Source organism: Chitinophaga alhagiae, from assembly GCF_003568665.1.
In the GTDB taxonomy this organism is placed as follows: Bacteria; Bacteroidota; Bacteroidia; order Chitinophagales; family Chitinophagaceae; genus Chitinophaga; species Chitinophaga alhagiae.
Window position 1 is genome coordinate 135,499 of sequence record NZ_QXMH01000002.1, and the last position, 26,851, is coordinate 162,349.

The window sequence follows — 26,851 nt, forward strand, 5'->3', positions numbered from 1 at the left end:
TGCCTTTTCTTATGAAATTCCCGTACTTCGTACACTGAATAATTTTCCGGCGCAGTTGAACCTTGTCTCCTCCATATTATCCAACCCGATTGAATACCTGAAAGGCGTAGGCCCGCAGCGGGGAGAGTTGTTGCGGAAAGAGCTGGACCTGCATTCTTTCCGGGACCTGCTGGAGTATTACCCTTTCCGGTATGTAGACCGTACACGGGTAGACAAGATACGCCACCTCAGCGGTATGGAAGATTATGTGCAGATACGCGGCCGCATTATACACATGGAGGTGGTGGGAGAGAAACGCAGCAAACGCCTGGTGGCCACCCTGCAGGACGAAACGGGGAAAATAGACCTGGTATGGTTCCAGGGCTGGCAGTGGATGCAGAAGTCGCTCCGCGAAAACACCGGCTACCTGGTATTTGGCAGGCTTTCCCAGTTCAACGGCATTCTGCAGATGGCCCATCCTGAAATGGACCTGCTCACGGAAGAAACGGCTACCGGCCGGCAGCACCTGGAACCGGTCTATTACACTACGGAAAAACTGAAAGCCCGCGGCCTAACGGCCAAGGCCATAGGAAAACTGACCCGCAACCTGCTGGAGCAGCTGAACCTGGCGGAAATATGGGAGAACATTCCCGCGCCGGTGCTGCAGCAGTTCCGCCTGATGCCGCGCGGGCAGGCCTTTTTCAAGATACATTTGCCCGCTACGGAAGAAGAAGCCAAACAGGCCCAGCGCCGCCTCAAGTTCGAAGAGCTTTTTTTGGCGCAGATACGCATCTGCAGGCTGAAGATACGCCGCCACAAAGCCAGCCACGGTTTTGTGTTCAACGCGGTAGGAGAGGTGTTCAATACCTTCTATAACCATCACCTGCCTTTCCCTTTGACCGGCGCGCAGAAAAGAGTGCTGAAAGAGATCCGGAAAGATACCACCACCGGCCGCCAGATGAACCGCCTGCTGCAGGGCGATGTGGGCAGCGGTAAAACCATGGTGGCCCTGCTCACGCTGCTGATGGCGCTGGACAATGGCTTCCAGGGTTGCCTGATGGCGCCCACGGAAATACTGGCGCAGCAGCACTTCAAGGGCATTTCGGAACTGCTGAAGGATATGCCGGTAAATGTGGCCCTGCTCACCGGCAATGTAAAAGGCAAAGCGCGGAAAGCGGTACTAACGGGCACGGCTGATGGCAGCATCCACATCCTGATAGGCACACACGCCCTGCTGGAAAAAGAAGTGCAGTTCCAGCACCTGGGCATGGCCATTGTAGACGAGCAGCACCGCTTCGGGGTGGCGCAACGGGCCCGGCTATGGGAAAAGAACAACACGCCGCCCCACATTCTGGTGATGACGGCCACGCCCATTCCGCGCACGCTGGCCATGACGGTGTACGGGGACCTTGACGTGTCTGTGATAGACGAAATGCCCCCCGGCCGCAAACCCATTACCACGGTACACCGCACAGAGTACCAGCGCCCGCAGGTGATGGACTTCATTAAGGACGAGATCCGCAAAGGCCGCCAGGCCTACATCGTATACCCGCTCATTGAAGAGTCTGCCAACATGGACTATGAGAACCTGACCAAAGGTTACGAGGAGGTGAAAGCCTTTTTCCCCGAGCCGAAGTACTGGATCAGCATGGTGCATGGCCGCCAGCCGGTAGAACAGCGGGAAACCAATATGCAGCGTTTTGTTACCGGCGATACGCAGATCATGGTGGCCACCACGGTCATAGAAGTAGGGGTGAACGTGCCCAACGCCTCCGTAATGGTGATAGAAAGCACGGAGCGCTTCGGGCTTTCCCAGTTGCACCAGCTCCGCGGCCGCGTAGGCAGGGGGGCGGAGCAGAGTTATTGTGTTCTGATGACGGGCAACAAGATCGGGAAAGACTCGCAGGAAAGGGTGAAGGTGATGGTGCAGACCAATAACGGCTTTGTGATCTCCGAAAAGGATATGGAACTGCGGGGCCCCGGAGACATTGAAGGCACCCGCCAGAGCGGTCTGCTGGACCTGAAGCTGGCGGATATTGTACAGGACCGCGCCATGCTGCAGGCCGCCCGGGACAGCGCCGAGATCATACTGGAGGCAGACCCCGACCTGGAACTGCCTGAAAATAAACCCCTCCACGATTATTTGGCCACGCAACGGTCAAAATCCGCATGGAGCAAAATATCCTGACCACTTTTACGTTCATGAAGCTGGAATGACTGGCAGGGGTGGTTGATCCTGAACCTGTTGCTTGCCCAATACCTTCGTGGACCGCCTCCTGCCAGTCGCCAACCAATCCGCACCCCCGTAACAAATTGACACGCGAAACCGTTAAATAGAAGTATATTAGTTTACTGGGACAATCTTTAAAAATCAGAACCGTTTTGAAATCTACACGCCCTGTCAGTCTATCAAGTGCATTGCAAGTATGGATAATAATGCTCTTCAGCTTGCCTGTGGCCGCACAGGAGGCTACCGGCAACTATTCTCCGCTGGAGTACGTGGAAAATAAAGGGCAATGGGCGGGAGACTTTCAGTACCGCGCCGTATTGGGCACCGCCAATATTTACCTGAAAAAGAACGGGTTCCGTTTCCTGCTGCTGAGCAAGGAAGACATGCAGAGAATGGAGGTTTTCCGCCATGGCCACTCCCACATAACGGATACGGTGTACAACCCTGACCCTAACAAGCCGCTCCCTCCCAGGCCCGGCCAGCCGGGTACAGGACCGGAGCCGGAAAAAGTGCGCGGCCATGCCTATGACCTGGAGTTTCTGAACACCCGGCCCAACCCGGTAGTGACCGCTTCCAAACCCACGCAGGAAAATATCTCTTATTTTATCGGCAACGACCCCTCCAAATGGAAGGCCGGCATCGGCGCCTATACGAACGTGCTGTACACCGGCCTCTACAACAACGTGGATATGCAGGTGTATTCGGAAAGCGGGCAAATGAAGTACGACCTCATCGTACACCCGGGGGGAGACCCCTCCCAGGTGCGGTTCAAATATAACGGCGCTACCGGGGTAAAGCTGGAAAAGGGCAACCTGCGCATACAAACGTCTGTAGGCGATGTGATAGAACTGATGCCTTTTGCCTACCAGTATATCAACAGTGAAAGGAAAGAAGTGACCGTACGGTACCAGCTGAGCGGCAATACCGTGTCTTTCAGGGTATCCGGCAAGTATGACAGCCAGTACCCGCTGGTCATAGACCCCACCGTGGTTTTTGCCACGCTCTCCGGTTCCCGGGCAGATAACTGGGGCTTTACCGCCACTTACGATGCCGAGGGCAACTTTTACGGCGGGGGCATTGCCTTTGACGCCGGTTACCCTACCTCCGCCGGCGTGTACGACCAGTCTTTCAACGGCGGGGAATATGATATGGCCATCACCAAGTTCAACCCCTCCGGCACCCGCATCATCTATTCCACCTACATTGGCGGAGCGGGAGAAGAACAGCCGCACAGCCTTTTTGTAGACGGGCAGGGCAACCTGGTGATCTCCGGCAGAACAAACTCCGGCAATTTCCCCGTTACCAGCCAGCAAGGCCCGGGCGGCGGTTACGATATTACCGTTACCAAGCTGAACGCCACCGGCACCGGGCTGATAGGCTCCATGCGTATTGGCGGCACTTCTAACGACGGTTGTAATATGAGGAGCCAGAAAGGAGGGGGCATAGACCAGTTGCTCCGCAATTATGGGGACGATGCCCGCAGCGAGGTGGTGATAGACGGCGCCGGCAATATTTACGTAGCCAGCTCCACCCAGTCTACCAACTTCCCCGCTACCGCCGGCGTGTTCCAGGCCACCTATGGCGGCGGCCGGCAGGATGCGGTGGTGATGAAGATCAGCCCCAATGTAGACAACCTGATCTGGGCCAGCTTCCTGGGCGGCTCTGATGCCGATGCCGCCTACGTGCTGGCCGTTAACGGCGGCAACAGCGTATACGTGGCCGGCGGTACCGCCAGCGCCAACTTCCGTACTACCGGGGGCGTGGTATACCCCGGCTACCGGGGCGGCGCTTGTGACGGGTATATAACCCACATTTCTACAGACGGCACCACCATTCTGCAATCCACCTTCCTGGGCTCTGACAATTCCCGGGCAGACCAGGTATACGGCATCCAGCTGGACAGGAACGGCGATGTATACGTAATGGGCACCACGGAAGGCACCTGGCCCATTATGCAGCCCGCCGGTACCCCTACTTTCTATAACGACAATTCCAAACAGTTCATCTCCAAGCTGCGGCCAGACCTTACCGGTTTCATCTATTCCACCACTTTTGGCAAATCTGCCTCACAGCCCAGTATCTCACCCGTAGCCTTCCTGGTAGACCGCTGCCAGAACGTTTACGTGTCCGGCTGGGGCGGCGTGCTGAACGAGGGGTTCTCCAGTTCCGGCACCAATGGCCTGCGCGTAACGCCAGATGCCCGTAAGGGCACGTCTGACGGGAGCGACTTTTACTTTTTTGTCATGAAGCGCGATGCGCTTGATATCCTGTACGGCACCTTTTACGGCGGCAACGGCCTGGCGGAACACGTAGACGGCGGCACCAGCCGTTTTGACCAGAACGGGGTAATTTACCAGGCTATCTGCGCCGCTTGTCCCAACCCTACGCAACCGCGCCTGCGTTTCCCCACCACGCCGGGGGCTTACAACAGCGGTATTCCCCGCGGCTGCAACCTGGGCTCGCTCAAAATAGCCTTTAACCTGGACGGGGTGCGGGCGGCATTTACCACGCTGGAAAGAAAACGCAACTACTGCCGCCCGGCGGATATTACTTTTATAGACACCACCAACGTGACCGCGCAAAGCTGGCGCTGGAACTTCGGGGACGGCTCCGCCGAAGTGACCACCACCGAGCCTACCGTAGACCATTCCTTCCCCAACATCGGGGACTATAACGTGCGCCTGATCAAATACGACCCCGCCAGCTGCAACCTGTACGATACGGCCATTGTGCCCATCAGGGTGCGGGACGACAGGGCTACCGTAGATTATTCCTACCAGCGCCTCACGCCCTGTGAAGACCTGGCGTACGAGTTTACCAACCTCTCCCAGGCGCCGGTGGGCAAGCCTTTCACCACACAGTCTTTTGTATGGAACTTCGGGGACGGCACGCCTCCGGATACTACAGATGCAAGTACCATGCACCACCAATTCCAGAATGAAGGCGTTTTCAACGTAACGCTCACGCTGATAGACACCAATTACTGCAATGCGCCGGAAACGGTAACACGGCAGATACGTGTAGCCGAGAACGTAGTGGCGTCCTTTGCGCTGCCAGACAGCGCCTGCGCGCCTTTCACCGCACATATAGACAATACGTCCCGCGGGGGCGTTACCTTCCTGTGGACGTTCGGTGACGACGGGTCTACTTCCACGGATATTTACCCCGTGCACACCTTTACGCAGCCCGGTACCCATACGGTTACCCTGCATGCGGAAGACCCCACTACCTGCAACCTCCGGCACGATACCACCATGCAGATAGTGATACTGCCGCCGCCGGTGGCCGCCTTCTCCTTCCAGCCCAACAAGCCGGTAGAGAACACGCCCACCACGTTCACCAATGAATCTACCGGGGCGTCTACCTTCTGGTGGGACTTTGGGGATGGCAACACTTCTACGGAAGCCAACCCCACGTACCAGTATTTCAGAACGGGAACGTACGAGGTATGCCTGATTGCCACCACGCCGTTTGGCTGCCAGGACACTACCTGCCAAACGGTAAGCGCCATTGTGAACCCGCTGTACGACGTGCCCACCGCCTTCTCTCCGAACGGGGACGGCATTAACGATAAATGGGAGGTCAAAGGGTTTGGTATCGTGAAGTACGATATGAAAGTTTTCAACCGCTGGGGGCAGCTCATGTTCCAGTCCAATGACCAGAAGCTGGGATGGGACGGGCGTTTCAACGGCGCCATTCAACCCATGGACGCGTATGCCTTTGTGCTCAATATCGAGTTCTCTGATGGTAACCGGGTGTCGAAAACGGGGAATGTAACATTGTTAAGATAGCATTTGAGGGTTATGAGAAAGACATTGAAACACATCGCCATTTTTTGTTGCATGGCCGCCGCTTTACCGGCAGCCGGGCAAGACCTGCATTTTTCGCAGTTCTTTAACTCACCCCTGTCTACCAATCCCGCCAATACCGGTTTTATACCTGACGGCAATTACCGCATTGGCATCAACTACCGCAACCAGTGGGCGTCTATTCCGGTACCGTATAAGACCATGTCTGCCTTTGGGGACTTCCAGCTGTTCCGCGAGCGGCTTACCTACGGCTGGGTAGGGCTGGGCGGTATGGTGCTGCGCGATGTGGCGGGCAGCGGCAACCTTACCTCCACCAAAGCCTACGGCTCTATTGCCTATCACCAGCTGCTGGGCCAGAGCAGCCTGCTTTCCGCCGGCTTCAACGTAGGGTATGCAGACAAAAGGGTAGACCTGAACAAACTCACCTTCGGCACCCAGTGGAACGGGCAGTTCTTTGACTCGCAGATGTTCTCGGGAGAGCCCATCACCCAGGCCTCCATCGGGTACCTGGATATGCAGGTGGGCATGAACTACGCTTATTTTCCTACAGAAGAAATATATATCAACGGTGGTTTTTCCGTACACCACGTAAATGAACCGCGGGAAACGTTCTACGCCGGCAATAACCAGATAGAGCGCCGTTACATCGGCTTCCTCAACGCCAGCCTGAAAGTGTCTGACAATGTGATCCTGAACCCCGGCGCCTATTATGCGCGGCAGGCCACGGCCAGCGAGACCATGGTGGGCGCTTACGCCGCCTACAACCTGGCAGATCACGGGGAGAAACAGGTATTTGGCGGCGCTTACTACCGGTTCAGCGATGCCTTCGCCTTTCTGGTAGGGTACCAGATGAGCAATTTCAGGCTGATGTTCAACTATGATGTAACCTCCAGCGCGCTGGCCGTATCCAACAGCCGGCAGGGGGCTTATGAGCTGAGCCTTATCTACATAGGCCTGTACCCGAACCGCAGCTTCTCCAACGCGCGGCGGCATACCCTTTGCCCCTCGTTCTAGCGCGGTCTAAAGAAAACGTTAATGTAGGCGGCAGATCAGCAAAAAACAGATAATTTAGCGCCAGCACCTATTCAATATGCACATGAAACGTATATTCCTTGCAGTTATATTCCTGGCCCTGGGCCAGGCTGTATTTGCCCAGTCACGCGAAGAAGAAGAAGAAGAAGAAGCGGGGCCGCCCCGCCAGGAGCAGGAGAAAGGGTTCAACCCCCGCAACCTGATGGTAGGCGGCGCATTGGGAATGGCTTTTGGCGATTATACTTTCGTGAACGTATCACCCATGATAGGGTACCGTTTTTCCCGGCTGTTTGCCGCCGGCGTAAACGTTAACGCCCAATATTCAAGCGGCAAAAGCTATGGCTATGACAACGCAGTGCTGTCAAGAAATAAATATACCATGTTCGGCGGCGGCCTCTGGGGCCGGTTTTACCCGCTGGATATGCTCTTCATACATGCCCAGCCGGAATACAACTTCATCTCCGCAAAAATAACCGAGTACGAACCGGACCGGCGGGAGTATAAAGACCGTTACGGCGCGCCCAGCCTGTTGCTGGGGGGCGGTTATTCCCAGCCCGTAGGCGGCAACTCCGCCGTTACCATCATGGTCCTGTATGACGTGCTGCAGGATAAAAATACCCCCTATCTCAACCGGCCTATTATTTCCGGCGGTGTGAACATCGGGTTGTAGTATGCTGCCGGGCGTATTTGTATTGTTCCTGGCCGGCTATTTCCTGCTGCTGCTGCTCATTTCCTGGTTAACGGGGCGCAAGGCGGATACACAGGCCTATTTCATCGGCAACCGCAACTCCATCTGGTACGTGGTGGCCATCGGCATGATCAGCGATTCCCTCTCCGGCGTTACCTACATTTCCGTGCCCGGCAAAGTGCAAACGGCCTCTTTCTCCTACCTGCAAACCGTGCTGGGCTACGTATTGGGATATGTGGTGATAGCGGCCGTGCTGCTGCCTTTGTATTACAACCGCAACCTTACTTCCATCTATACCTACCTGCGGCAGCGGTTTGGCCCCGTCAGCCAGAAAACGGGCGCCGTGTTTTTTATGCTCTCCCGCCTCACCGGCTCCGCCGCGCGGCTGTTTGTCATAGCCGGCGTGTTGCAGTTGTTCGTCTTTGATCATTATAAGGTCCCTTTTGCCTTGTCGGTATCCATCATGATAGCTTTGATGCTCGTGTATACTTACCGCGGGGGCATTAAAACGCTGGTGTGGACAGATGCGCTGCAAAGCGCGCTGCAGGTGCTGGCCATTGTGCTCACCGTGGCGGTGATAGGCAGCAGCCTGCACTGGGGCCCGGCAGAAATGGTAACCCGTATTGTGAACAGTGAAAAGTCCGCCACGTTTTTCTGGGACTGGCGGGCCGTTAACTTTTTCCCGAAAGATTTTTTTGGCGGTATGATGATTGCCGTGACCATGACGGGGCTTGACCAGAACATGATGCAGAAGAACCTGAGCTGCCGCTCGCTGTCAGATGCCAAAAAGAACATCTATACTTTCAGTGTGCTGCAGCTGCTGGCGCATGTGCTGTTGCTGGGCCTTGGCGTGCTGATGTATGAATACATGAAGGCGTACGGTATACAGGTGCCTGTAAATGCGGCAGGGGCGCCGGTTACAGACCAGGTATTCCCCCTGCTGGCGCTTCATCACCTGGGTACTTTTGCGGCGGTGGTATTTTTAATGGGGCTTACCGCCTCCACGTTTTCCAGTGCGGACAGTGTGCTCACCACCCTCACCACCTCGTTTTACATAGACATACTGGGGTACTCCACAGAGGGCATGGGCCGCGCCCGCAGGCGCCTGAAGAACGGTATCCACATTGGCTGCGGCATATTGCTGCTGCTCACCATCCTGTTGTTCAGGGCCTTTAACGAGAGCGCCATTATTGACACCCTGCTGTTCCTGGCCGCGCTTACTTACGGCCCTATGCTGGGCCTGTTCGCTTTCGGTATTTTTAACCGCCGCGCCATTATTGATAAAGGCGCTTTTATAGTATGCCTGCTGGCGCCCGCGGGCTGTTTTTTCCTGAAACAATATTCGGCTGGCTGGCTCAACGGTTATAAATTCGGGCACGAATTATTGATAGTAAACGGCCTGTTTACGTATATTGGGTTATGGTTGCTCTCGCTCCGGCGCGGCAATCCCGCTTAATCATTAAAATAGAAGAGGAGATGAACGATTCATTAAAGAACCTGAACAATCGCGACTGGACGGAAACCAAAGCGCATTCCAGTTGGCAGATCTTTAAAATTATGGCGGAATTTGTGGATGGCTTTGAGGCCCTGGCAAAAATCGGTCCCTGTATCTCAATTTTCGGCTCCGCCCGCACCCGGGAGGGCAACCCGTATTACGACCTGGCTTGCGATATAGCCCAGCGGCTGGCGGAAGACGGCTTCGGCATTATTTCCGGCGGCGGCCCCGGCATCATGGAAGCTGCCAACAAAGGCGCGCAAAAGGCCAAAGGCAAAAGCGTGGGCCTCAATATTACCCTGCCGCATGAACAGTTTGCCAATCCTTTTATCGATTATGATAAAAACCTCAACTTCGATTATTTCTTTGTTCGCAAGGTGATGTTCGCCAAATATTCACAAGGTTTTGTGATGATGCCCGGCGGCTTCGGCACTATGGACGAGTTCTTTGAAGTGGCCACCCTCATACAGACCAAAAAAATGACGGAAACGCCGCTGGTGCTGATGGGTACGCAATACTGGTCCGGCCTGCTGGAGTGGATAGATGCCGTGATGATGAAAAAAGAAAGCAATATTCACCCGGAAGACCTGGACCTGCTGAAAGTATTTGATACCGCGGAAGAAGTGGTGGAGTACTTCAGGGTGTTCTACACCACCAACAAGCTGCGGCCCAATTTCTAGCACTATGCTCCGGATGCGCAACCGCGCACGGGGCCTGGTCAATAACATGCCGTACATATCATCGGGTAAAACGCCTGAGAATGCTGTCAGGCGTTCTTGTAGCGGGCGGCAGTCCGCTAGTCAGCCGCCGTTGTGTCACTCCCTTCAGCGCCCGGCCATATGAAGGGCGTTCGGGAACCCGCTATTCCCGTGTATTTTCCTTAGGTTTGCAAAAAAAACAGGAGCATGGAGGTAATACCGCCGGAGATACAGGCGTTTGCAGAGAAGTACACCACGCCGGAAACGGACCTGTTGTACCGGTTGCACCGCGAAACCTATCTGAAGGTAGACCAGCCTCATATGCTCAGTGGCCATGTACAGGGCCGGTTCCTGGCCATGGTGAGCCAGATGCTGCGGCCCGCCCGCATACTGGAAATAGGCACGTACACCGGCTATTCCGCCATATGCCTGGCGCAAGGCCTGGCAGAGAACGGGCTGCTCCACACCATTGATGTAAACGAGGAGCTGGAAGAGATCAGCGCCCGGTACATAGAGGAAGCAGGCCTGCGGCAAAAAATAGTGCAGCACATCGGCAAGGCCGCGCAGGTGATCCCGCAGCTGAACGAAGTGTTTGACCTGGTGTTCATAGACGCGGACAAGGCCGGCTACGGCGCGTATTACGACCTGGTGTGGGAGCAGCTGCGGCCCGGTGGTTTTATACTGGCAGACAATGTGCTGTACCACGGAGAAGTAGTGCTGCCGGAAACTGAGCAGAGCAACAATGCCAAAGCCATGGTGCGCTTTGTGGAAAAGGCCGTGGCAGATGGCCGCGCGGAAACCCTCCTGTTGAGCCTGCGAGACGGCGTACTGCTCATCAGGAAAAAATAAGACCCATTAAATTCAACATATTCATGCAAGTAAAGTCATACTGCCTGGCCATTTGTATGGTGATCTGCGGGGCCCTCGGCGCAGCCGCACAAACCATCAGCACCACCCGGTACATAGACAGTTACAAGAACATTGCCATGGAAGAGATGCGCCGCTCCGGCGTGCCCGCCGCCATCAAGCTGGCGCAAGGCATCCTGGAAACACAGTCCGGCAACGGCTGGCTGGTGCTCAATTCCAATAACCACTTTGGCATCAAGTGTAAAAACAACTGGGTAGGCCAAACCGTTAATTACGACGATGACGAGAAGCAGGAATGCTTTCGCAAATATGCTTCCGCCGCGGATTCCTGGAAAGACCATTCCGAGTTCCTGCGCAACAACCCGCGGTACAAATTCCTGTTCGATCTCAACCCGGAAGACTACAAGGCCTGGGCCTACGGCCTCAAAACGGCCGGTTATGCCACCAGCAGGACCTATCCCCAGCAACTCATCCAGATCATAGAACGGTACAACCTGCAGCAATACAACACGCTGGCCATGAGCAATGCCCCCCTTCCCACAGGCCCCGTATTTGTGCAGGAAGAAGGCTATGCGCCCGAAGCGCCGCGCCCGCAGGCCGGGCAAACAGCGCCCGTGGCCGCCGCGCCCGCCGCCGTAAAATACCCGCAAGGCGCCGTGTTCAAGATCAACGGCCGCAAGGTGATCTTTGTGGAAGAAGGCACCGCCCTGATACAGGTAGCCAACCAGCGCAACATCCGCCTCAGCAGCCTGTTAAAATACAACGACCTGGAGCAGGACGTGCCGCTGCAAAAAGACATGCTCATCTACCTGCAAAGCAAAAGCAAGCGCGGGCAGAACGACTACCACATTGTTGCGCCCGGTGAAACCCTGCATGATATTGCGCAGGCGGAAGGCGTGCAGATGCGCTGGCTCCGGAAAAGGAACAAAATGCAGGAAGGCGAGCAGCCCGCCGCCGGTGAAAGAATTGCGCTGGACGGGTATGCTTCCGCAAAACCGAAGCTGGGCAGCAATACCGTGGTAAAAGAAGACACGCATAAAGACTTGGAGCCGCGGCAGATCCTTAAAGACATCAGGGAGGAAATTGAGAAGGCCAGGAACGGCGGCGCTGAAACGGCCCAAGGGCCCGCGGCGGCGGAAAACAATGCCAGGGCCGCTGCCCCCGCCAGCCAGTATGAAGCGCCTGTACGCACCGCGCAGGCCACACCGCAGCCGGTCCGGCAGTCAGGCATACCCCGTTCTATGGTAGATGACCTGAAAAAAGCAGGCGGCACGGTAACGCCCGCCGGTACTTCAACAGAGGAACGCCGGGAAGGTACACCCCCTGTAACGCATGCCGGCAACTCCTCCGCAAGAGAAAGAATGCCCGCGGGCAGCCAGCCCGTTGAAAGAACAGCAGGCACGGCAACGCCCGCCGGCAACAAATACCACACCGTGGAGCAGAAAGAAACGCTGTACAGCATTTCCCGCCGTTACAATATTACCGTGGCGCAATTGCAGCAATGGAACAACCTGGCAGACAACGGCATTAAAATTGGCCAGCAACTGATCGTTGCGAAATAACAGAGGGCATATGACCATACAAGTACACGATAAAAGATTTGTACCCTATATTACCGAAGCAAAGCTGCAGCAGCGCATTAAAGAACTGGCGCAGCAGATCAGCCATGACCTGGAAGGCACCCGCCCCCTGTTCATTGCCATCCTCAACGGCTCCTTCATGTTTGCGGCGGATATTTTCAAGCACCTCAGCATTGAAGCGGAGATCTCCTTCATCAAACTGGCCTCCTACAAAGGCACCAAATCTACCGGCAATGTAATTACCGCCATTGGCCTGGAAGAAGACCTCTACGGCCGTACGGTGGTAATATTGGAAGATATTGTGGATACCGGCAAAACCCTTCACCAGTTCCTGCCCCAGTTGCGGCATCAGCAACCCCAACGGCTGCTGGTAACCGCCCTGCTCCACAAACCCGACGCCACTACCCACCCTATAGAGATAGACTACCTGGGCTTCAGCGTGCCGAACAAGTTCCTGCTGGGGTACGGGCTTGATTATGACGGGCTGGGGCGCAACCTGCCGGAGATCTACCAGCTGGAGGAGTAGGATTATTTTCTCCCGGATAATCAACTAATTAAATATTTCCTTAATTTTATGTGTCGTTGTATGTAAATAATTTACGATGCATAAGGTATTCATGCTGCTCATTTGCATAGGATGGGGCATGATGGCAGGGGCACAACAGCGAACGTGGGTTACCGGCGCCGTGCAGGACAGCGTAACCCGGCAGCCCGTGAAGGGCGTAAAGATCAGTATCCCGGGAGATACGGTGTACGTAAAGACTAATCAGTATGGCCTGTTTCGTATAGATCTGCCCGTTGGCAGCACTCACCTGGTTTTTGAGCACCCCGGTTACAGCAGAAAAACGATTGCCCTCAACCATCATGACCGTATGCTCATAGAGCTGGCTCCCACGGGAGAAACGGTACAAAAAAATGATATTGCCCGCGCAAAAGCGAAGGCAAGACTGGCGCACAGCACCAATCCCAATTATGGCAATGTGGGCATGGGTACCGGTATTGCCTCCTTTTTTGACGAGACCTACGGCAAAATTTACGAGAACAAGTTCGTAGACAGCAAAAAGAGCAGCACGTCATCCTTTGCCATGGACGTAGACCGCGCGGCCTACAGCAATATGCGCCGCTTTGTGAAGCTGCGGGAGCCCATACCGGTAGACGCCGTGCGTATTGAAGAGCTGGTGAACTATTTTCATTACAGCTACCCCCTCCCGCATAACGACAGCGTTTTTGCCATTTACTCCCACTATACGGAATGCCCCTGGAACACGGAGCACAACCTGCTGCAGATAGCCGTACGGGCCAAGCAGGTGGAAATAGACAGCCTGCCCGCCAGCAACCTGGTATTTCTGATAGATATTTCCGGCTCCATGGGCACGCCCAACAAACTGCCCCTGCTGCAGGCGGCCTTCAGGGTACTGGTCAACAACCTGCGGCCAAAAGACAGGGTGTCTATTGTAGCCTATGCCGGCGCGCCGGGCATTGTATTGCCCTGCACCATGGGCAGCCAGAAGCAGAAAATCCTCAACGCCATAGACTACCTCAGCGCCGGTGGCGCCACCGCGGGCGAAGCGGCCATCAACATGGCCTACCAGCTGGCGGAAGAGAACTTCATCCCCGAAGGCAACAACCGCGTAATAATGGCTACGGACGGGGATTTTAACGTAGGCCAAACCAGTGACCAGGATATGGAAGAACTGATCCTCCGCAAGCGGGAAAGCGGCGTATTGCTCACCTGCCTGGGCTTTGGCATGAAGGACTATAAGGATTCAAAGCTGGAGACCCTGGCCGCCAAGGGCAACGGCAACTTTGCGTACATAGATGACCTGGAGGAGGCCAACAAGGTATTTGCCCGGGAGTTCGGCAGTACGCTGTTCACCATTGCCAAAGACGTACGGGCGCAGGTAGACTTTAACCCCGCCAGGGTCAGCGCTTACCGCCTGATAGGGTATGAGAACAAGGTGCTGAAAGAAGACAACAGCAACGGTGACCATATAGAAGGCGGCATTGTAGGCTCCGGCAATTGCGTGGTGGCCTCGTATGAAGTGGTGCCCGCCGGCCCTGACCAGGAAACCGCGCTGGCAGACGTGAAGATATGGTACCGCACCCCGCCTGACACTTCCCAGCACTTCCAGGTAAAGACCTTGCCCGGCAGGCAGCAGAGCTTCAAGGCCGCGCCGGACGATTGCCGTTTTGCCGCGTCGGTGGCCCTGTTTGGCCTGCTGCTGCGCAAGTCTTCCTACAAAGGCACAGGCAGCATCGGTATGGTAACGGATATGGCCAAACGGTCCCTGGGGAAAGATGCGGGCGGGTACCGGGCGGAGTTCCTGAAACTGATCAAACTGGTGAAAAAGAATAACGCCTGGCTCAGGTAACGGGCGCCTTGGCCCGCACCAGGAAGGTGCCCAGCAGCATGCCGCCAATGCTGCACAGCAGCCCCACAAAAAGGGAGGGCATGCCGGTTTCCCACCATTCAGCGGCCATGTAACCCGCCGTACCCAGTATGATAGACAGAATGGCCCCGGCCTCATTGGAGCGCTTCCAGTACAGCCCCGCCGTAAGCGGCACAAAGAGAGACACCAGGCTGAGTACGGAAGAGGCCGCCACCAGTTCATAAATGTTCTGGCTGCCCAGCGCCATCACCATAGATATGGCGGATACGGCCACTACAGACAGCCTGATCACCCGCAGGAATTTTTTATCTGAAATATTCCCGAAAAACGGGCGTACGATGTTTTCGCCCAGCACCGTGGCAGGGGCCAGTATGGCGCCGCTGGTAGTGCTCATAACGGCGGAGAGCAGCGCCCCGAAGAAAAGCACCTGGATAAAAAGGTTGCCGTGCTGCAGCACCATGTTGGGCAATATCTTCTCCGTGTCTCCCGCCGCCAGCTCCGGGTACAATTGCTGCGCGCACAATACTATCAGCAGCGGGAGGCTGCCTATTACGAGGTACATGAGCGCGCCCAGGTAAGAAGAATGCTGGGCCACCCTTTCGCTTTTGCTGCTCATGAGCCGTTGAAAAACATCTTGCTGGGGGATGGAGCCCAGGCCTATGGTAAACCAGGCGGCCAGGTAATGCAGCCAGTTGTTCCAGCCGCTTTCGGGGAAAAAACGGAAGGTGCCGGCCGGCGCGTTGGCAATTACCGTGGGCAGCCCGCCCGCCTTGTTCACTACTACGTAAGTAATGATCAGTATGCCGATGATGATCATGATGGTCTGTATAAAGTCCGTAATGGACACAGACCACATGCCGCCCATGTACGTATAGCCCATTACAATAATGCCGCTGGCCACCATGGCCACCGTGGTGTCTATGCCCATCACGGTATTCACTACAATGCCCATGGCCACTATCTGCGCGGCTATCCAGCCAAAGTAGGAGGGGACCATCAGCAAGGCGGAGATCAGTTCGGCTTTTTTCCCGAAGCGTACTTTAAAGAAATCGCAGAAGGTGAGCAGGTTGCTGCGGTACAGCTTGCGGGCGTAGAAGAGGCCTACCAGCAGCAAACACAGGGACGCGCCGAAGGGGTCTTCCATGACGCCCATGAGCCCGTGTTGCGCAAACTCGCTGGTAGCGCCCAGCATGGTTTCGGAGCCGAACCAGGTGGCAAAGATCACACAGGTGCTGATGCCCAGCGGCAGGCTGCGGCCGGCCACTACAAAGTCATTGGCGGTTTTGACCTTCAGGGAGGCCCAACGCCCCACCAGGATGGTAAGCAGTAAATAGAGGATAACGAATGCTGCCAGCATGAGCGAAAAATAGGAAAATCAGCCAAAGATCCGATAGCGTGCGTTTATTTTCTTTTCACCGAAGTGTTGAATAACAACTTGCCGCATCCCATATAAGTAACATTTTTATAAGAAAAATAGATTTCATGCGTGGGGTTTTCCTCCTCGGTAATATCCAATTGGCAGGTACCACTGGATTTTCTGATGACGCCAAAAACATGTTTGCCGCGAAACGCCCAGGTGTTGGTATGTGCTTGTTTCCCGGAAAAATAAAAGGTGTCTTTTTCAATAGTATTGATGCAATGCAATACCAGGGTATCATTGCTGATCTTCATATTCCAGAAAGGTTCGCTGCCTTCAAAATAACCAACAAATCCCTGTTCCCATGGTGTGCCACCCTGGCGTTGAGGGGCCGTTAATGAACCGTTCAAATGGGGCACTACTATCCATAGCAATAAGGCCATCATTTTCATAATTTCTCCGGTTTAATATTGTCTAATTCAAAAGGGATCTTTTGAACGGACGCTTCATTCTCAATCATGATCTCTACGTGAATAGCATCGCGCTCGGCGGGCGTGATACCTCTTTTGATGCGGCTCAATACATACATAATGCCGGTTTTCTTATCTTTCAATGTCAGGTTGTTATACCCTGGAGCAGGATCGTTGTTGATGAAATAAACAATTTTCTGGTGATCCGTATACCGATAGGCATAGATGAGGTCAAAGGAGCTGAAATCAATTTTCCGGTACGGCTCGCTGTCCCTTAGCTTATACGTGAAACCTGGAAATACGCGGTTGATCATTGTGGAATCTGCAATGCAAAAGTAAAGTTCCGGGTTTTGAGCTAATATATTTTTGGCTACCAGATTTACATTGCGTTTGATCGCTCCGGCAGTGCCCAGGTCGAAATAGGAATTATGTTCTTTTGATGGCCTGAAGTATTTTATCCGGCCTTTGACCTTCAGGCGCTTTACTTTATATTTTGGCGGATAATAGCGTGATACGGTATTTGCGCCATTATTGTAATTGTAGTTTAGCGGATATTCCTTGTTTTCCTTCAGTAGATTTCCCCGGTTGTCGGTTAGGATGAGGGTGTCTTCCTCAATGAGGTGGAACTTGCTGAAAGGTTTGTTCATCTTTATGCTGATCTCTATAAAATCATCGGTTGCCATCGCATGTTGTACGGTGATTTCGTGCTGAGCAAAACCAGTGGTTGACAGGAACATAAGCAGTGGAAGGAGTTTGTTTTTCATCGTTTTGTATGGTGAAATTTTTATTGCCATACCGAGGCGGATGGCTTTGTATAAGCGTTAGCGTACAATTGCCGGCGGCATGGTGTAAAATAAGAAAATCCGCCGGGATTTATTTGCTCATTCCGGAACATGCCGTTAAGCGCCTGCATGGGTGGCCGGGCTACTTGATCATCCTGAAACAATGCCGTAACAGCTTGCCCTGAAAGTCGAACGGTTCTGTTTGTTTGGTGATGTTCTTCACGGCAGTGGCGGTAATGGCCGCTTCATCCAGCTCAAACTTGCGCAGGTTGTTGCTGAAATACAGTACCCCGCCGGGTTTCATGGCCAGCAGCACTTTGTTGATGATGGCCGCATGGTCCCGCTGGATGTCAAGGAAATCTTTCATGCGTTTGCTGTTGGAGAAGGTGGGCGGGTCCAGCACCACCAGGTCATAGGTGTTCAGCTTCAGCTCGTCCAGGTATTGCAATACGTCCGCATGCACGTACTGGTGTTTGGCAGGGTCAAACAGGTGGTTGAGCCGCATATTGTCTTCCGCCCATTGCAGGTAGGTTTTGGACAGGTCTACAGACGTAACGGCCGCCGCGCCGCCCGCCGCCGCATATACGGAAAAGGAGCCGGTGTAGCAGAAAAGGTTCAGCACTTTTTTGTGCTGCGCTTCTTCCCGTACCATTTGCCGCGTAATGCGGTGGTCAAGGAACAGGCCGCTGTCCAGGTAATCGGACAGGTTCACCTTGAACCGCAGCCCGGCTTCCTGCACTACAAATTCTTCCTTGCTGATATCCAGCTTTTCATACTGGCCCTGGCGGTTTTGTTTGCGCTGGCGGGTGCGCAGGTAGAGGCGGTCTTCCGGCACTTCCAGCACTTTGGCGGCTACTGCCAGGCTTTGCCGCAGCCATTCGTCATACGCTTCATCGTCCATGCCGTGCTGGCTGCGGTATTCCGCTACATACACATGCTCGTCGTACAGCTCTATGATCAGTGGAAATTCAGGCAGATCGCGGTCGTACACCCTGAAACAGGTAATACCCTGGCGCCTGGCGGTTTTGCGCAGGTGCCGGTACACTTTGGACAGGCGGTTCTCGAACATCTGGAATTTGTCTGACATGGGTGCAAAGATGGGGAAATAGGCGGGCATAAACAAAGCGTGTTTGTGCCCGGCTGCGGCCGTAGGAGATTGCTCCATGGGAAATAGACGGGGCATCAACAAACGCCTTCATACGCAGCCGCCCGGCGGCATACCTCCGGGAACAAAAAAACTGCTCCGGTTATAACGAAGCAGTTAATATTTTGTGCCGCTGGCGGCAATGTCTTATCAGGAGCTATCTCAGCTGAAAATATCCTTCACCTTTTCAAAAAAGCCTTTTTCGCTCTTTTCGGGGTTCGGTTTGAAGTTGCCGGATTCCTGCAGTTTTTCCAGCACGTCCCTTTCTTCTGCGGTCAGCGTCTGAGGCGTCCATACGTTCACGTGTATCAGCTGGTCTCCTTTCTCATAGCTGTTTACGGAGGGGAAGCCCTTGCCTTTGAGGCGGAATATTTTACCGCTTTGGGTGCCGGCCGGCACTTTTATTTTGGCCTTGCCGTCTATGGTGGGCACTTCCAGTTGTACGCCAAAAGCCGCGTCGGGGAAGGAGATGTGCAGGTCATAGGCTACGTTCAGCCCGTCACGCTGCAGCTCCGGGTGGGGTTCTTCTTCGATCAGTATCAGCAGGTCTCCCGGGGCGCCGCCTCTTTCTCCGGCGTTGCCCTTGCCGCTCATGCTCAGCTGCATGCCTTCCATTACACCGGCCGGGATGTCTATAGACACGGTCTCTTCGCCGTACTGACGGCCTTCGCCCCTGCAGGCGGTACATTTGTTGGTAATGATCTGGCCTTCGCCGTTACAGGTGGGGCAGGTGGTAACGGTCTGCATTTGCCCCAGGAAGGTTTGCGTTACCTTGCGCACCTGGCCGGAGCCCTGGCAGGTGGTACAGGTCTGGAAGGCGTTTTTGTCTTTTGCCCCCAGGCCGTTACAGGTAGTACAGGTAACGTGTTTTTTTACCTTGATCTTTTTATTGGCGCCTTTGGCTATTTCTTCGTAGTTCAGCTTTATTTTCACCCGCAGGTTGCTGCCGCGCGTGCCTCTGCCCCTGCGGGCGCCGCCACCGCCGCGGTTGCCGCCGCCGAAGAAGCTGCCGAAAATGTCCTCCCCGAAAATGTCCCCGAAGTTGGAGAAAATATCGTCCATGTTCATATGGCCGGCGCCGCCAAACCCGCGGTTGCCCATGCCGGCATGGCCGAAACGGTCGTATTGCGCCCGCTTGTCCGGGTCGCTCAGTGCTTCATAGGCTTCGGCGGCTTCCTTGAATTTTTCTTCCGCCTCCTTGTTGCCGGGGTTACGGTCAGGGTGGTATTGCATGGCCACCTTGCGGTACGCCTTCTTGATCTCATCCTGTGAGGCTGATCTACCCACACCCAGTATTTCGTAAAAGTCTCGTTTGGTGGACATCTTTATACACTTGAATAGCCCACTCCAATGGAGCGGGCCGGTTATCACATATTTATAGTGCCATGGTTATTTTCCCACCACAACGCGGGCATGGCGAATAATTTTGTCGTTCAGGTAGTAGCCTTTTTGCAGCTCATCCACCACTTTCCCTTTCAGGTCTTCCGTAGGCGCGGGAATTTCCGTAATGGCCTCATGGAGGTCGGCATCAAACTCCTGGTGAAGGCTTTCCATGGGCTTCAGGCCCTTGCTGTACAGGATATTGCGCAGCTTATTGAAAACAAGCAGCACGCCGTCTTTCACCGCTTCGTTGCCTGGCGTTTTTTCCATTTGCTGAGCAGCCCTGTCCGCATCGTCCAGTACCTCCAGCAGGGCGGTCACCACTTCCCGGTTGGCCGTGCCGATCAGTTCGATACGTTCCCGGGCGGTCCTTTTTTTATAATTATCGAAGTCAGCGTTCAGCAGCAGGTACTTTTTCTTCAGTTCCTCCAGTTCCGCCTGGGCCTTTCCCAGTTCACCCTCATCTTGCACGGCGTCGTTCAAATGGGTAGAGCCGCTCTGGTTCTCATCGGAATTAATGTCAATCTCGTTGGGGTCCGGCTGCCCATTTGCCTGCATTTCTTTGTCTTTTTCTGTCATGATGGTATAATTATCTGCAAAAGTACAACGGGCAATTATTTTGCCAATGGGGGCGGAGGGGACAATTTGGCAGAAGCCGTGCGTAATTCCTGCGCCGTCGTTTATCTTTGCGGGGCATGACAAAGGTTTTTCTCAAGAAAAAGATACAGAACAGGGTACTGCTGGGGCATCCCTGGATATTCGGCAATGAAGTAGGCCAGGTGGAGGGGGAAGTGACCCCCGGGGATATTGTGGACGTTTTCACGCACAACGGTGTTTTTGTAGGCCGGGGATACATCAACCCCCAGTCCCAGATACTGGTACGGCTGCTCACCCGCAACCGGCAGGAGCAGGTAAACGATGCTTTTTTCCTGCATCGCCTGCAAAAAGCCTGGGATTACCGCAAAAAGATAGGGTATGTGGAAAACTGCCGCCTGGTTTTTGGGGAAGCGGACGAGCTGCCCGCCCTCATCATTGACAAGTTCAACGATTACCTGGTGATCCAGACCCTGGCGCTGGGCATGGACAAGTGGAAGCCGGCCATCGTAGCCGCCCTGCAGCAAATTTTCAATCCCAAAGGCATTTACGAGCGGAATGACGTACCGGTGCGGGAGCTGGAAGGCCTGCCACAGCAGAAGGGCTTTTTAAGCGCCCCTTTTGACACCAACATCATCCTGCACGAAAACGGGCTGAAATTCCATGTAGACATCGAAAACGGCCAGAAAACGGGGTATTTCCTTGACCAGCAGGACAACCGCCGGGCCATTCAGCATATTGTGAAGGGGGCGGACGTGCTGGAGGCCTTCTGCTACACCGGCACCTTCTCTTGCCACGCCGGCCACTACGGGGCCAAAAGCGTGCTGGGGCTTGATATTTCTGAACATGCCGTAGCCACGGCCCGCCGCAACGCGGAGCTGAACAACCTGCAGGACATTTGCCGGTTCCAGGCCGTGAACGCCTTTGACCAGCTGAAGCAGTGGACAAAAGAGGAGCGGAAATTTGACGTGGTGATACTGGACCCGCCCGCCTTTACCAAGAGCCGGGAAAACATCCAGAAAGCCATTACCGGGTATAAGGAGATCAACCTGCGGGGCATGAAACTGCTGAAGCCGGGCGGCTTCCTTGTTACCGCCAGCTGTACCAACCTGGTAAACCCGTCCCTGTTCCTGGAAATCATAGACATGGCGGCCAAAGACGCCCGCAAAAAGCTGCGGCAGGTTACCTTCCTGACCCAGGCGCAAGACCACCCGATACTCTGGAACATCGAAAATACCACCTACCTGAAGTTCCTGATCGTGGAGGTGCAGTAGCGGGCCGCGCAATTTGTTCGTATCTGGCCCCTTGCAGGGGCTTTTTCCCTCTGAGAGGTACTCAGGCCGCTGGAACACAGCGCTTTCACAGCGGCATCGGGTACATTTTTTTATTGATTTACAGGTCTTTATAAGCCTTAGTGCATGAAAATAAGGGTCATTTCGGCCAAAGTGGTATATAAGTAGTTGAGAATGTGTTGGTTGTAAAGTCACTACAACGGTGTTTATGCTGAAAACATACACTCCCCATACACTATGGTGGGAGTATCCTGGGAGTAAGGTGGAGGTTACTACGGAGGTGACTGGAAGGAACCACGGGGCAGGGTGGGGCCTGGATAAGGCACAATGGGGGTAAACCTATTTCAGGACTAGACCCTGACCGATGTATAAGACAGACCTATATCCTACCTATATCCTACCTATATCAGACCTATATTAGACCTATATCACACCTATATTAGACCTAGTTCGTACCTAGTTCGTACCTAGTTCCCACCTAGTTCAGCCCAGGGAAGACCCCGGATTACACCTAGATCAGACAAGGATATGCCTTATGCTGCAAACGCTGCCAAAGCATGGTTATGGAGAAGGCACTGCCCGGAATGAAAAAAGGGTACATCCCGTCAGGAAGTACCCTTTTTTATATCGTTTGAAGCAGTTTTTATTTCACTACGTTAAATTTCCCCGATTCCACCAGGGTGCCGTTGACTTCCCGCAGCTGGAAAATATACAGGCCGCTGTAGTAGTTTTCCAGGTTCAGTTCCTTTTTAACGCTTACGTTCTTCAGGTGATCAACTTTTTTACCGAGGAAGTTGAAAACAATAATCTCGTATATCTTGTCGTTATTACGCTGAATTTCGAAATAAATCTTTGTGGAGGCAGGGTTCGGATAGGCTTTCACGATCTTAACAACACTCTCCTGCTCGGTAGAAGTAGGTTTGCTTTGAGACCATGCCGGCAAGGCAAAGGTACAGAGCAGTAAAAGTAAAATGAGAGTAGAGTTTTTGAACATAGTATTCAAAGATAATAATTTTTTTAAATATTACTCAAATCTTTCCTGATTTAGTTCCTTGTAAATATAACAAACCACGCGCCAAAAAGTAAATACGAGGAAGGCTTTTTTTCAAAATTTTAACGCTTTTTAACAGTCCCGTTCAGAACGAGGGGCATGTTACGCTGTTGAGCGTAGTGCTCCGGCTGTTCAGAAAATTCTTGAAAACCATGGAAACCTCGAACCCGCCCATGTTCTGGCTGGCCGTACGCAGTTTTGACATGTTCACATCATAGCTTACCCCAATTTCATAGGCCCCCATGTCCAGCCGCACCACCGGCACCAGGGCGTCGTTCCAGCGGTAAAAAAGGCCGCCGTACACGCCCCGGTCAGACTCCAGGCCCTGGTCCATCAGCCCGTAACCTACCAGCCCCCCGCCAATGAACTCTGTATAGGCGCCCTGGTGCATCTGGTTGTAATGCGCCACTATTTTTACCCGTTCAGACACGGGGATGGTAATACCCAGGTTGAAGCTCATTTTGGGGTCAAGGGTCACCTTGTCGTCCCCGTAAAAAGACACGGAGGGCCTGTTGAAGTGGTAATAGGCGGCTCCCACAAAGTAGTTGGTGGCTTCACCGATCACCCCGTTGTAGCTGATACCGGCGCCCACGTCCCAGTAGCGGTAGCCTATCCTGGCCAGGCGGCCTTCTTCCCCGGTAGGGGCGTAAGGGTCAAACCGCCCGCCGGTATACTGGTTGTTGAAGGTGAGGTGGGTAGGGTCGAACTGGCGTTGTACCATGCCGCCCATGAACCCTACAGACAGGAAGCTGCTTTTATCTTCGCTGAGGGACTTGTGGTAGTTGATGGCCGGCAATATCTGCACAGACTGCAGGGCGGAGGTGCCCGCCTTGTCGTAAGACAATTGCAGGCCGGCCGTTACGTGATCATTATAGTTCCCTACGGGGAACTTCATTTCTCCGCTCATGGTGCCCGTCTGGTAAGGAACGGTTACGCTGTTCCACTGGTTGCGGTATACCGCCTGCAGCCGCACGTCTCCCTTGAAGATCCCTATCAGTGCCGGATTGCGCAAGATGGGCGTTTCCGCGAACTGCGAGAGGTGTATGTCCTGCGCCCCGGCCTGTATCCCCATTGCCAGCAGTATGGCGCTTTTCCACAGCCTTTTCATGCTTGTGCGTATTTTTTGTTATCGTAATAAAGTAACATTCCCTTTCAGCTGGAAGCGCTCGCCGGTGTCGCAGATGGCGTCAAACAGCCATACATACACGCCTGCGCCTGCTTCCCGGCCGTTCGTGGCCCCGTTCCATCCCTGGCTGATATCATCTATGTTAAAGTTTTCCCGGCGGAACACTTCCTGCCCCAGCCGGTTGAAAATGCGTAAGGAAACTACCTGGCGCACGCCTTTGCCGCGCGGGTAGAAGATATCGTTTTCCCCGTCCCCGTTGGGAGAGAAGCCGCCGGGCAGGAACACCAGCCCCTGGTCGCACACCAGTTTTACGTTCATCACATCTGAAGCCTTGCAGCCCGCGGTGTTGGTCACTTCCAGGGCATAGTCCATAGACTGCCGCGGCGCCGCCACGGTTGCAGGGCAGGAGGGGCAGTCCAGGTAAGTATCGGGTGCCCACTCCGCGCTCACCACGTCCGCGCTGTACGATCCGTTGAGGTACAGCAGGCTGCCTGCGGCAATTACCTGGTCTGGCCCGGCATTGACGGCGGGCACGGGCTTTACGGTAATGTTGACCTGTGCGGTGGCGGAAGGGCAGGCCGGGTCATTGCCGGCGGTAACGGTGTAGGCGGTATTGTCTGTGGGCGCTACTACGGGCATGGCCGTATTGGCGCCGGAGGTACCGGCGGGCGTCCAGGTATAGAACGCGGCGCCTTCCGCCCGCAGCTGCGCGCTCATACCGCGGCAGATGGCCGTGTCAGGACTTACGGCCAGCAGCACGGCAGGCACTACCTGCAGCGCTACCGTATCACTGGCCGTGCAGCCGTTGGCGGTAGTGGCGGTGGCAATATAAGCGGTGTCTTTCAGCGGCGTAACAACAGGGTTGGGGCAATTGGCGCAGCCCAGCTGGTAGGCCGGCTGCCATTGCAGCGGGGCGTTGCTGATGCCCTGCAGGGCAACGCTGTTGCCTTCGCAGAGTTTGGCCTGCGGGGTCAGCGCATGTACAATAGGGCTGGCGTAAACAGGCGTTTGCAGGGTAATGGAGTCCGTACAGTTACGCGCGTCTTTCACTACCAGCTTTACCGGGTACTGTCCGCTGGCGCTGAACAGCGTGGCTGGCGGGGCCTGTACGGAAGAGGTTGCGCCGTTGCCAAAATCCCACTGCCAGTTGGTGAGCGGAATATTGGGAGAGGGGCTGGAGGCATCCTGGAATTTTACGGGCTGGCCTTCGCAGGCGCCTGTGGCCAGGGTGAAATACGCCGCCGGGGCAATCACGTTCAGGTGCTGCTGCTTCACCACGGTATCGTTACAATAGGCCGGGTCTTTATAGAAGATCACCAGCATGTCAGTGAAAACGCCGGTAATGGGTATCGTTTTTCGTATGTCCACCTCCGTTGTATTGAGCACGCTGCCGTCTCCAAAGCGCCAGCTATAGGTGTCTACCAGGGTATGCGGAACATGCACCACCCCGTACGGCACTTCGCTGTTGCGGCATACCGTGCCCACGCCGGTATGGAAGTCCGCATTGAACACCTGTACCGTTCTGAAAACAGTGCTCATGCAGGTTTGCGCCGCATTGCGGGCCACCAGGCGCACGTTGTAGGTGCCCGGCTGGGTAAATTCATGGGTGGGGTGCATGCTGTTGTTCAGCGGCGTATTGTCGTCAAAATACCACTCGTAGGTATCTCCCGGCGCACCGGCGGAGGTGTTGGTAAAGGTGTAGGCGTTCTTGTTGTTGCACAGGCGGGTGAAGCTGAAATCAGCCACCGGCCCGCTGGCAGCCAGCGTTACCGGTGTGGCGGCGGTATAGCAGCCATTGGAGCCGGCGCTCATTTGCACGGTAACGCTGCCGGTTGTACGAAAAGAATGGTTAACGTCATTCTCCGGCCCTTCATGCGTTTGCCCGTCCCCAAAGTCCCAGCGGTAGCGGGTGGCGTTGGTGGCGGAGGCCAGCAGGCGGGTGCTGGTGCCGGCGCAGTCATTGGGCCGCGTAGCGGTAAAGCTCACCTGCTGCGGCGGGGTGCCGGTACTTACCAGTTGCGGAAAGTTTTTCAATGCGGTGCAGCCCTGCTGCGTGGTAACAGACAGGCTGACGTTGTAGGTGCCGGTACTGGTATAGGTATGTTGTATGGCGGGTATGGCCGCGCTGCCGCTCTGCCCGTCCCCAAAGATCCAGTTATAGGCGGTTACGGGATCGTTGTTGATGGTGGTTACCTGCGCTGTAAGCCCCGCCTGGAAAGGCGCGCAGCCTTCCAGCGCGTTGCCGGTCACCGTAATTTCCGGGGCGGCAATGGCAATAAGATCTTTCTTGGTCACCGTGTTGGTACAGCCGTTGGCGTTGGTTACCGTGAGTTGTACGGTGAATGTATCTGTGCGGCCGTACTGGTGGGTAACGGTAGCCTGGCCGGTGGTAACGGGCGCGGAGCCGTCACCAAAATCCCAGGTACGCTGCTGCCCGCCGGGCGTGAGGTCTGTAAACGTGGCCGTATAGGGGCCGCAGGCTATCTGCCGGTCTGCCGAAAAATCTGCCGCCGGCGCGCCGTATACCACAAAACTCTGCGTGGTGCTGCTGGTGCTGTTGCTGTAATACGCGGTGAGCGTTACAGACACCGGGCCGGGCTCGGTAAAAGTGATCACGGGCCGCAGCTCCCGGGAGGTGCGCCCGTTCCCGAAGTCCCACACCACGCTCAGGGGCGCGCCGCCGCTGGTTTGCTGAAACGTAAAGGTGGCCGGCCCGCAAAGGGTTACCGGCGATGCGGTATAGGTAAATGCCGCCTGCTGGGCCATCAAGGCCCCCGGCAACATGGTAAGGCACCATATCAGCCATCTACGGTAAAACTGGTTTTTCTTGGCAGGTGTCATCTTTCACAGGATATGGATAATTATGAATTATACAAATTTATAATAT

20 protein-coding genes are annotated in these 26,851 nt (G+C 54.8%); 11 read left to right on the forward strand and 9 right to left on the reverse strand.

What is annotated here, in order from left to right; translation table 11 throughout:
- The first annotated feature begins 55 nt into the window (after nt 1-55).
- From recG to D3A97_RS11415, 10 genes are all read left to right on the forward strand, one after another.
- Nucleotides 56-2,167 carry an ATP-dependent DNA helicase RecG gene (recG, locus tag D3A97_RS11370; RefSeq protein WP_119078632.1) on the forward strand — a complete coding sequence of 704 codons (2,112 nt, stop codon included), beginning with the start codon at nt 56-58 and terminating at the stop codon, nt 2,165-2,167.
- A 248-nt stretch (nt 2,168-2,415) separates the two neighbouring features.
- Entirely contained in the window at nt 2,416-6,000 is a 3,585-nt protein-coding gene (locus D3A97_RS11375; RefSeq protein WP_119078633.1) for a DUF7948 domain-containing protein, read from the forward strand.
- 12 nt (nt 6,001-6,012) lie between these two features.
- Nucleotides 6,013-7,032: a PorP/SprF family type IX secretion system membrane protein gene (locus D3A97_RS11380; RefSeq protein ID WP_119078634.1), complete on the forward strand. Its 1,020-nt coding sequence runs from the start codon at nt 6,013-6,015 to the stop codon at nt 7,030-7,032.
- An 82-nt stretch (nt 7,033-7,114) separates the two neighbouring features.
- On the forward strand, nt 7,115-7,720 hold the full coding sequence (locus D3A97_RS11385) for a hypothetical protein (RefSeq protein WP_119078635.1): 606 nt from the start codon (nt 7,115-7,117) through the stop codon (nt 7,718-7,720).
- Between the two features lies 1 nt (nt 7,721).
- On the forward strand, nt 7,722-9,194 hold the full coding sequence (locus tag D3A97_RS11390) for a sodium:solute symporter (protein ID WP_119078636.1): 1,473 nt from the start codon (nt 7,722-7,724) through the stop codon (nt 9,192-9,194).
- Nucleotides 9,195-9,214: 20 nt separating this feature from the next.
- Nucleotides 9,215-9,913, forward strand: coding sequence for an LOG family protein (locus tag D3A97_RS11395; protein WP_119078637.1), 699 nt, complete (start codon nt 9,215-9,217; stop codon nt 9,911-9,913).
- Between the two features lie 225 nt (nt 9,914-10,138).
- The gene (locus tag D3A97_RS11400) at nt 10,139-10,780 is read left to right on the forward strand and encodes an O-methyltransferase (protein WP_119078638.1); all 642 of its coding nucleotides are present in this window, start codon (nt 10,139-10,141) and stop codon (nt 10,778-10,780) included.
- A gap of 23 nt (nt 10,781-10,803) precedes the next feature.
- On the forward strand, nt 10,804-12,360 hold the full coding sequence (locus D3A97_RS11405; protein ID WP_119078639.1) for a glucosaminidase domain-containing protein: 1,557 nt from the start codon (nt 10,804-10,806) through the stop codon (nt 12,358-12,360).
- A gap of 10 nt (nt 12,361-12,370) precedes the next feature.
- Nucleotides 12,371-12,904 carry a hypoxanthine phosphoribosyltransferase gene (gene hpt, locus D3A97_RS11410; protein ID WP_119078640.1) on the forward strand — a complete coding sequence of 178 codons (534 nt, stop codon included), beginning with the start codon at nt 12,371-12,373 and terminating at the stop codon, nt 12,902-12,904.
- Nucleotides 12,905-12,980: 76 nt separating this feature from the next.
- Nucleotides 12,981-14,750, forward strand: coding sequence for a YfbK domain-containing protein (locus D3A97_RS11415; protein ID WP_119078641.1), 1,770 nt, complete (start codon nt 12,981-12,983; stop codon nt 14,748-14,750).
- Here D3A97_RS11415 and D3A97_RS11420 read toward each other — a convergent pair.
- From D3A97_RS11420 to D3A97_RS11445, 6 genes are all read right to left on the reverse strand, one after another.
- Entirely contained in the window at nt 14,743-16,125 is a 1,383-nt protein-coding gene (locus tag D3A97_RS11420) for a high affinity choline transporter 1 (protein ID WP_119078642.1), read from the reverse strand. The genes D3A97_RS11415 and D3A97_RS11420 overlap by 8 nt on opposite strands.
- Before the next feature lie 44 nt (nt 16,126-16,169).
- Nucleotides 16,170-16,577, reverse strand: coding sequence for a hypothetical protein (locus D3A97_RS11425; RefSeq protein WP_157986489.1), 408 nt, complete (start codon nt 16,575-16,577; stop codon nt 16,170-16,172).
- Nucleotides 16,574-17,359, reverse strand: coding sequence for a hypothetical protein (locus tag D3A97_RS11430; protein WP_119078644.1), 786 nt, complete (start codon nt 17,357-17,359; stop codon nt 16,574-16,576). The genes D3A97_RS11425 and D3A97_RS11430 overlap by 4 nt, the downstream gene beginning before the upstream one ends.
- A 160-nt stretch (nt 17,360-17,519) precedes the next feature.
- Nucleotides 17,520-18,494 (reverse strand): class I SAM-dependent methyltransferase, encoded by a 975-nt coding sequence (locus tag D3A97_RS11435; protein ID WP_232825939.1) that lies wholly within the window; start codon nt 18,492-18,494, stop codon nt 17,520-17,522.
- A gap of 189 nt (nt 18,495-18,683) precedes the next feature.
- Nucleotides 18,684-19,844: a molecular chaperone DnaJ gene (gene dnaJ, locus D3A97_RS11440; RefSeq protein WP_119078645.1), complete on the reverse strand. Its 1,161-nt coding sequence runs from the start codon at nt 19,842-19,844 to the stop codon at nt 18,684-18,686.
- Nucleotides 19,845-19,910: 66 nt separating this feature from the next.
- Entirely contained in the window at nt 19,911-20,480 is a 570-nt protein-coding gene (locus tag D3A97_RS11445) for a nucleotide exchange factor GrpE (protein WP_232825940.1), read from the reverse strand.
- Nucleotides 20,481-20,596: 116 nt separating this feature from the next.
- Between D3A97_RS11445 and D3A97_RS11450 the strand changes: the two genes are divergently transcribed.
- Nucleotides 20,597-21,769: a class I SAM-dependent rRNA methyltransferase gene (locus tag D3A97_RS11450; RefSeq protein ID WP_119078646.1), complete on the forward strand. Its 1,173-nt coding sequence runs from the start codon at nt 20,597-20,599 to the stop codon at nt 21,767-21,769.
- 661 nt (nt 21,770-22,430) lie between these two features.
- Here the strand turns inward: D3A97_RS11450 and D3A97_RS11455 are convergent.
- From D3A97_RS11455 to D3A97_RS11465, 3 genes are all read right to left on the reverse strand, one after another.
- Entirely contained in the window at nt 22,431-22,781 is a 351-nt protein-coding gene (locus D3A97_RS11455; RefSeq protein WP_119078647.1) for a T9SS type A sorting domain-containing protein, read from the reverse strand.
- 142 nt (nt 22,782-22,923) lie between these two features.
- The gene (locus tag D3A97_RS11460; protein ID WP_119078648.1) at nt 22,924-23,946 is read right to left on the reverse strand and encodes a PorP/SprF family type IX secretion system membrane protein; all 1,023 of its coding nucleotides are present in this window, start codon (nt 23,944-23,946) and stop codon (nt 22,924-22,926) included.
- A gap of 18 nt (nt 23,947-23,964) precedes the next feature.
- Nucleotides 23,965-26,805, reverse strand: a complete 2,841-nt coding sequence (locus D3A97_RS11465; RefSeq protein ID WP_119078649.1) for a PKD domain-containing protein — start codon at nt 26,803-26,805, stop codon at nt 23,965-23,967.
- Nucleotides 26,806-26,851: the final 46 nt, after the last annotated feature.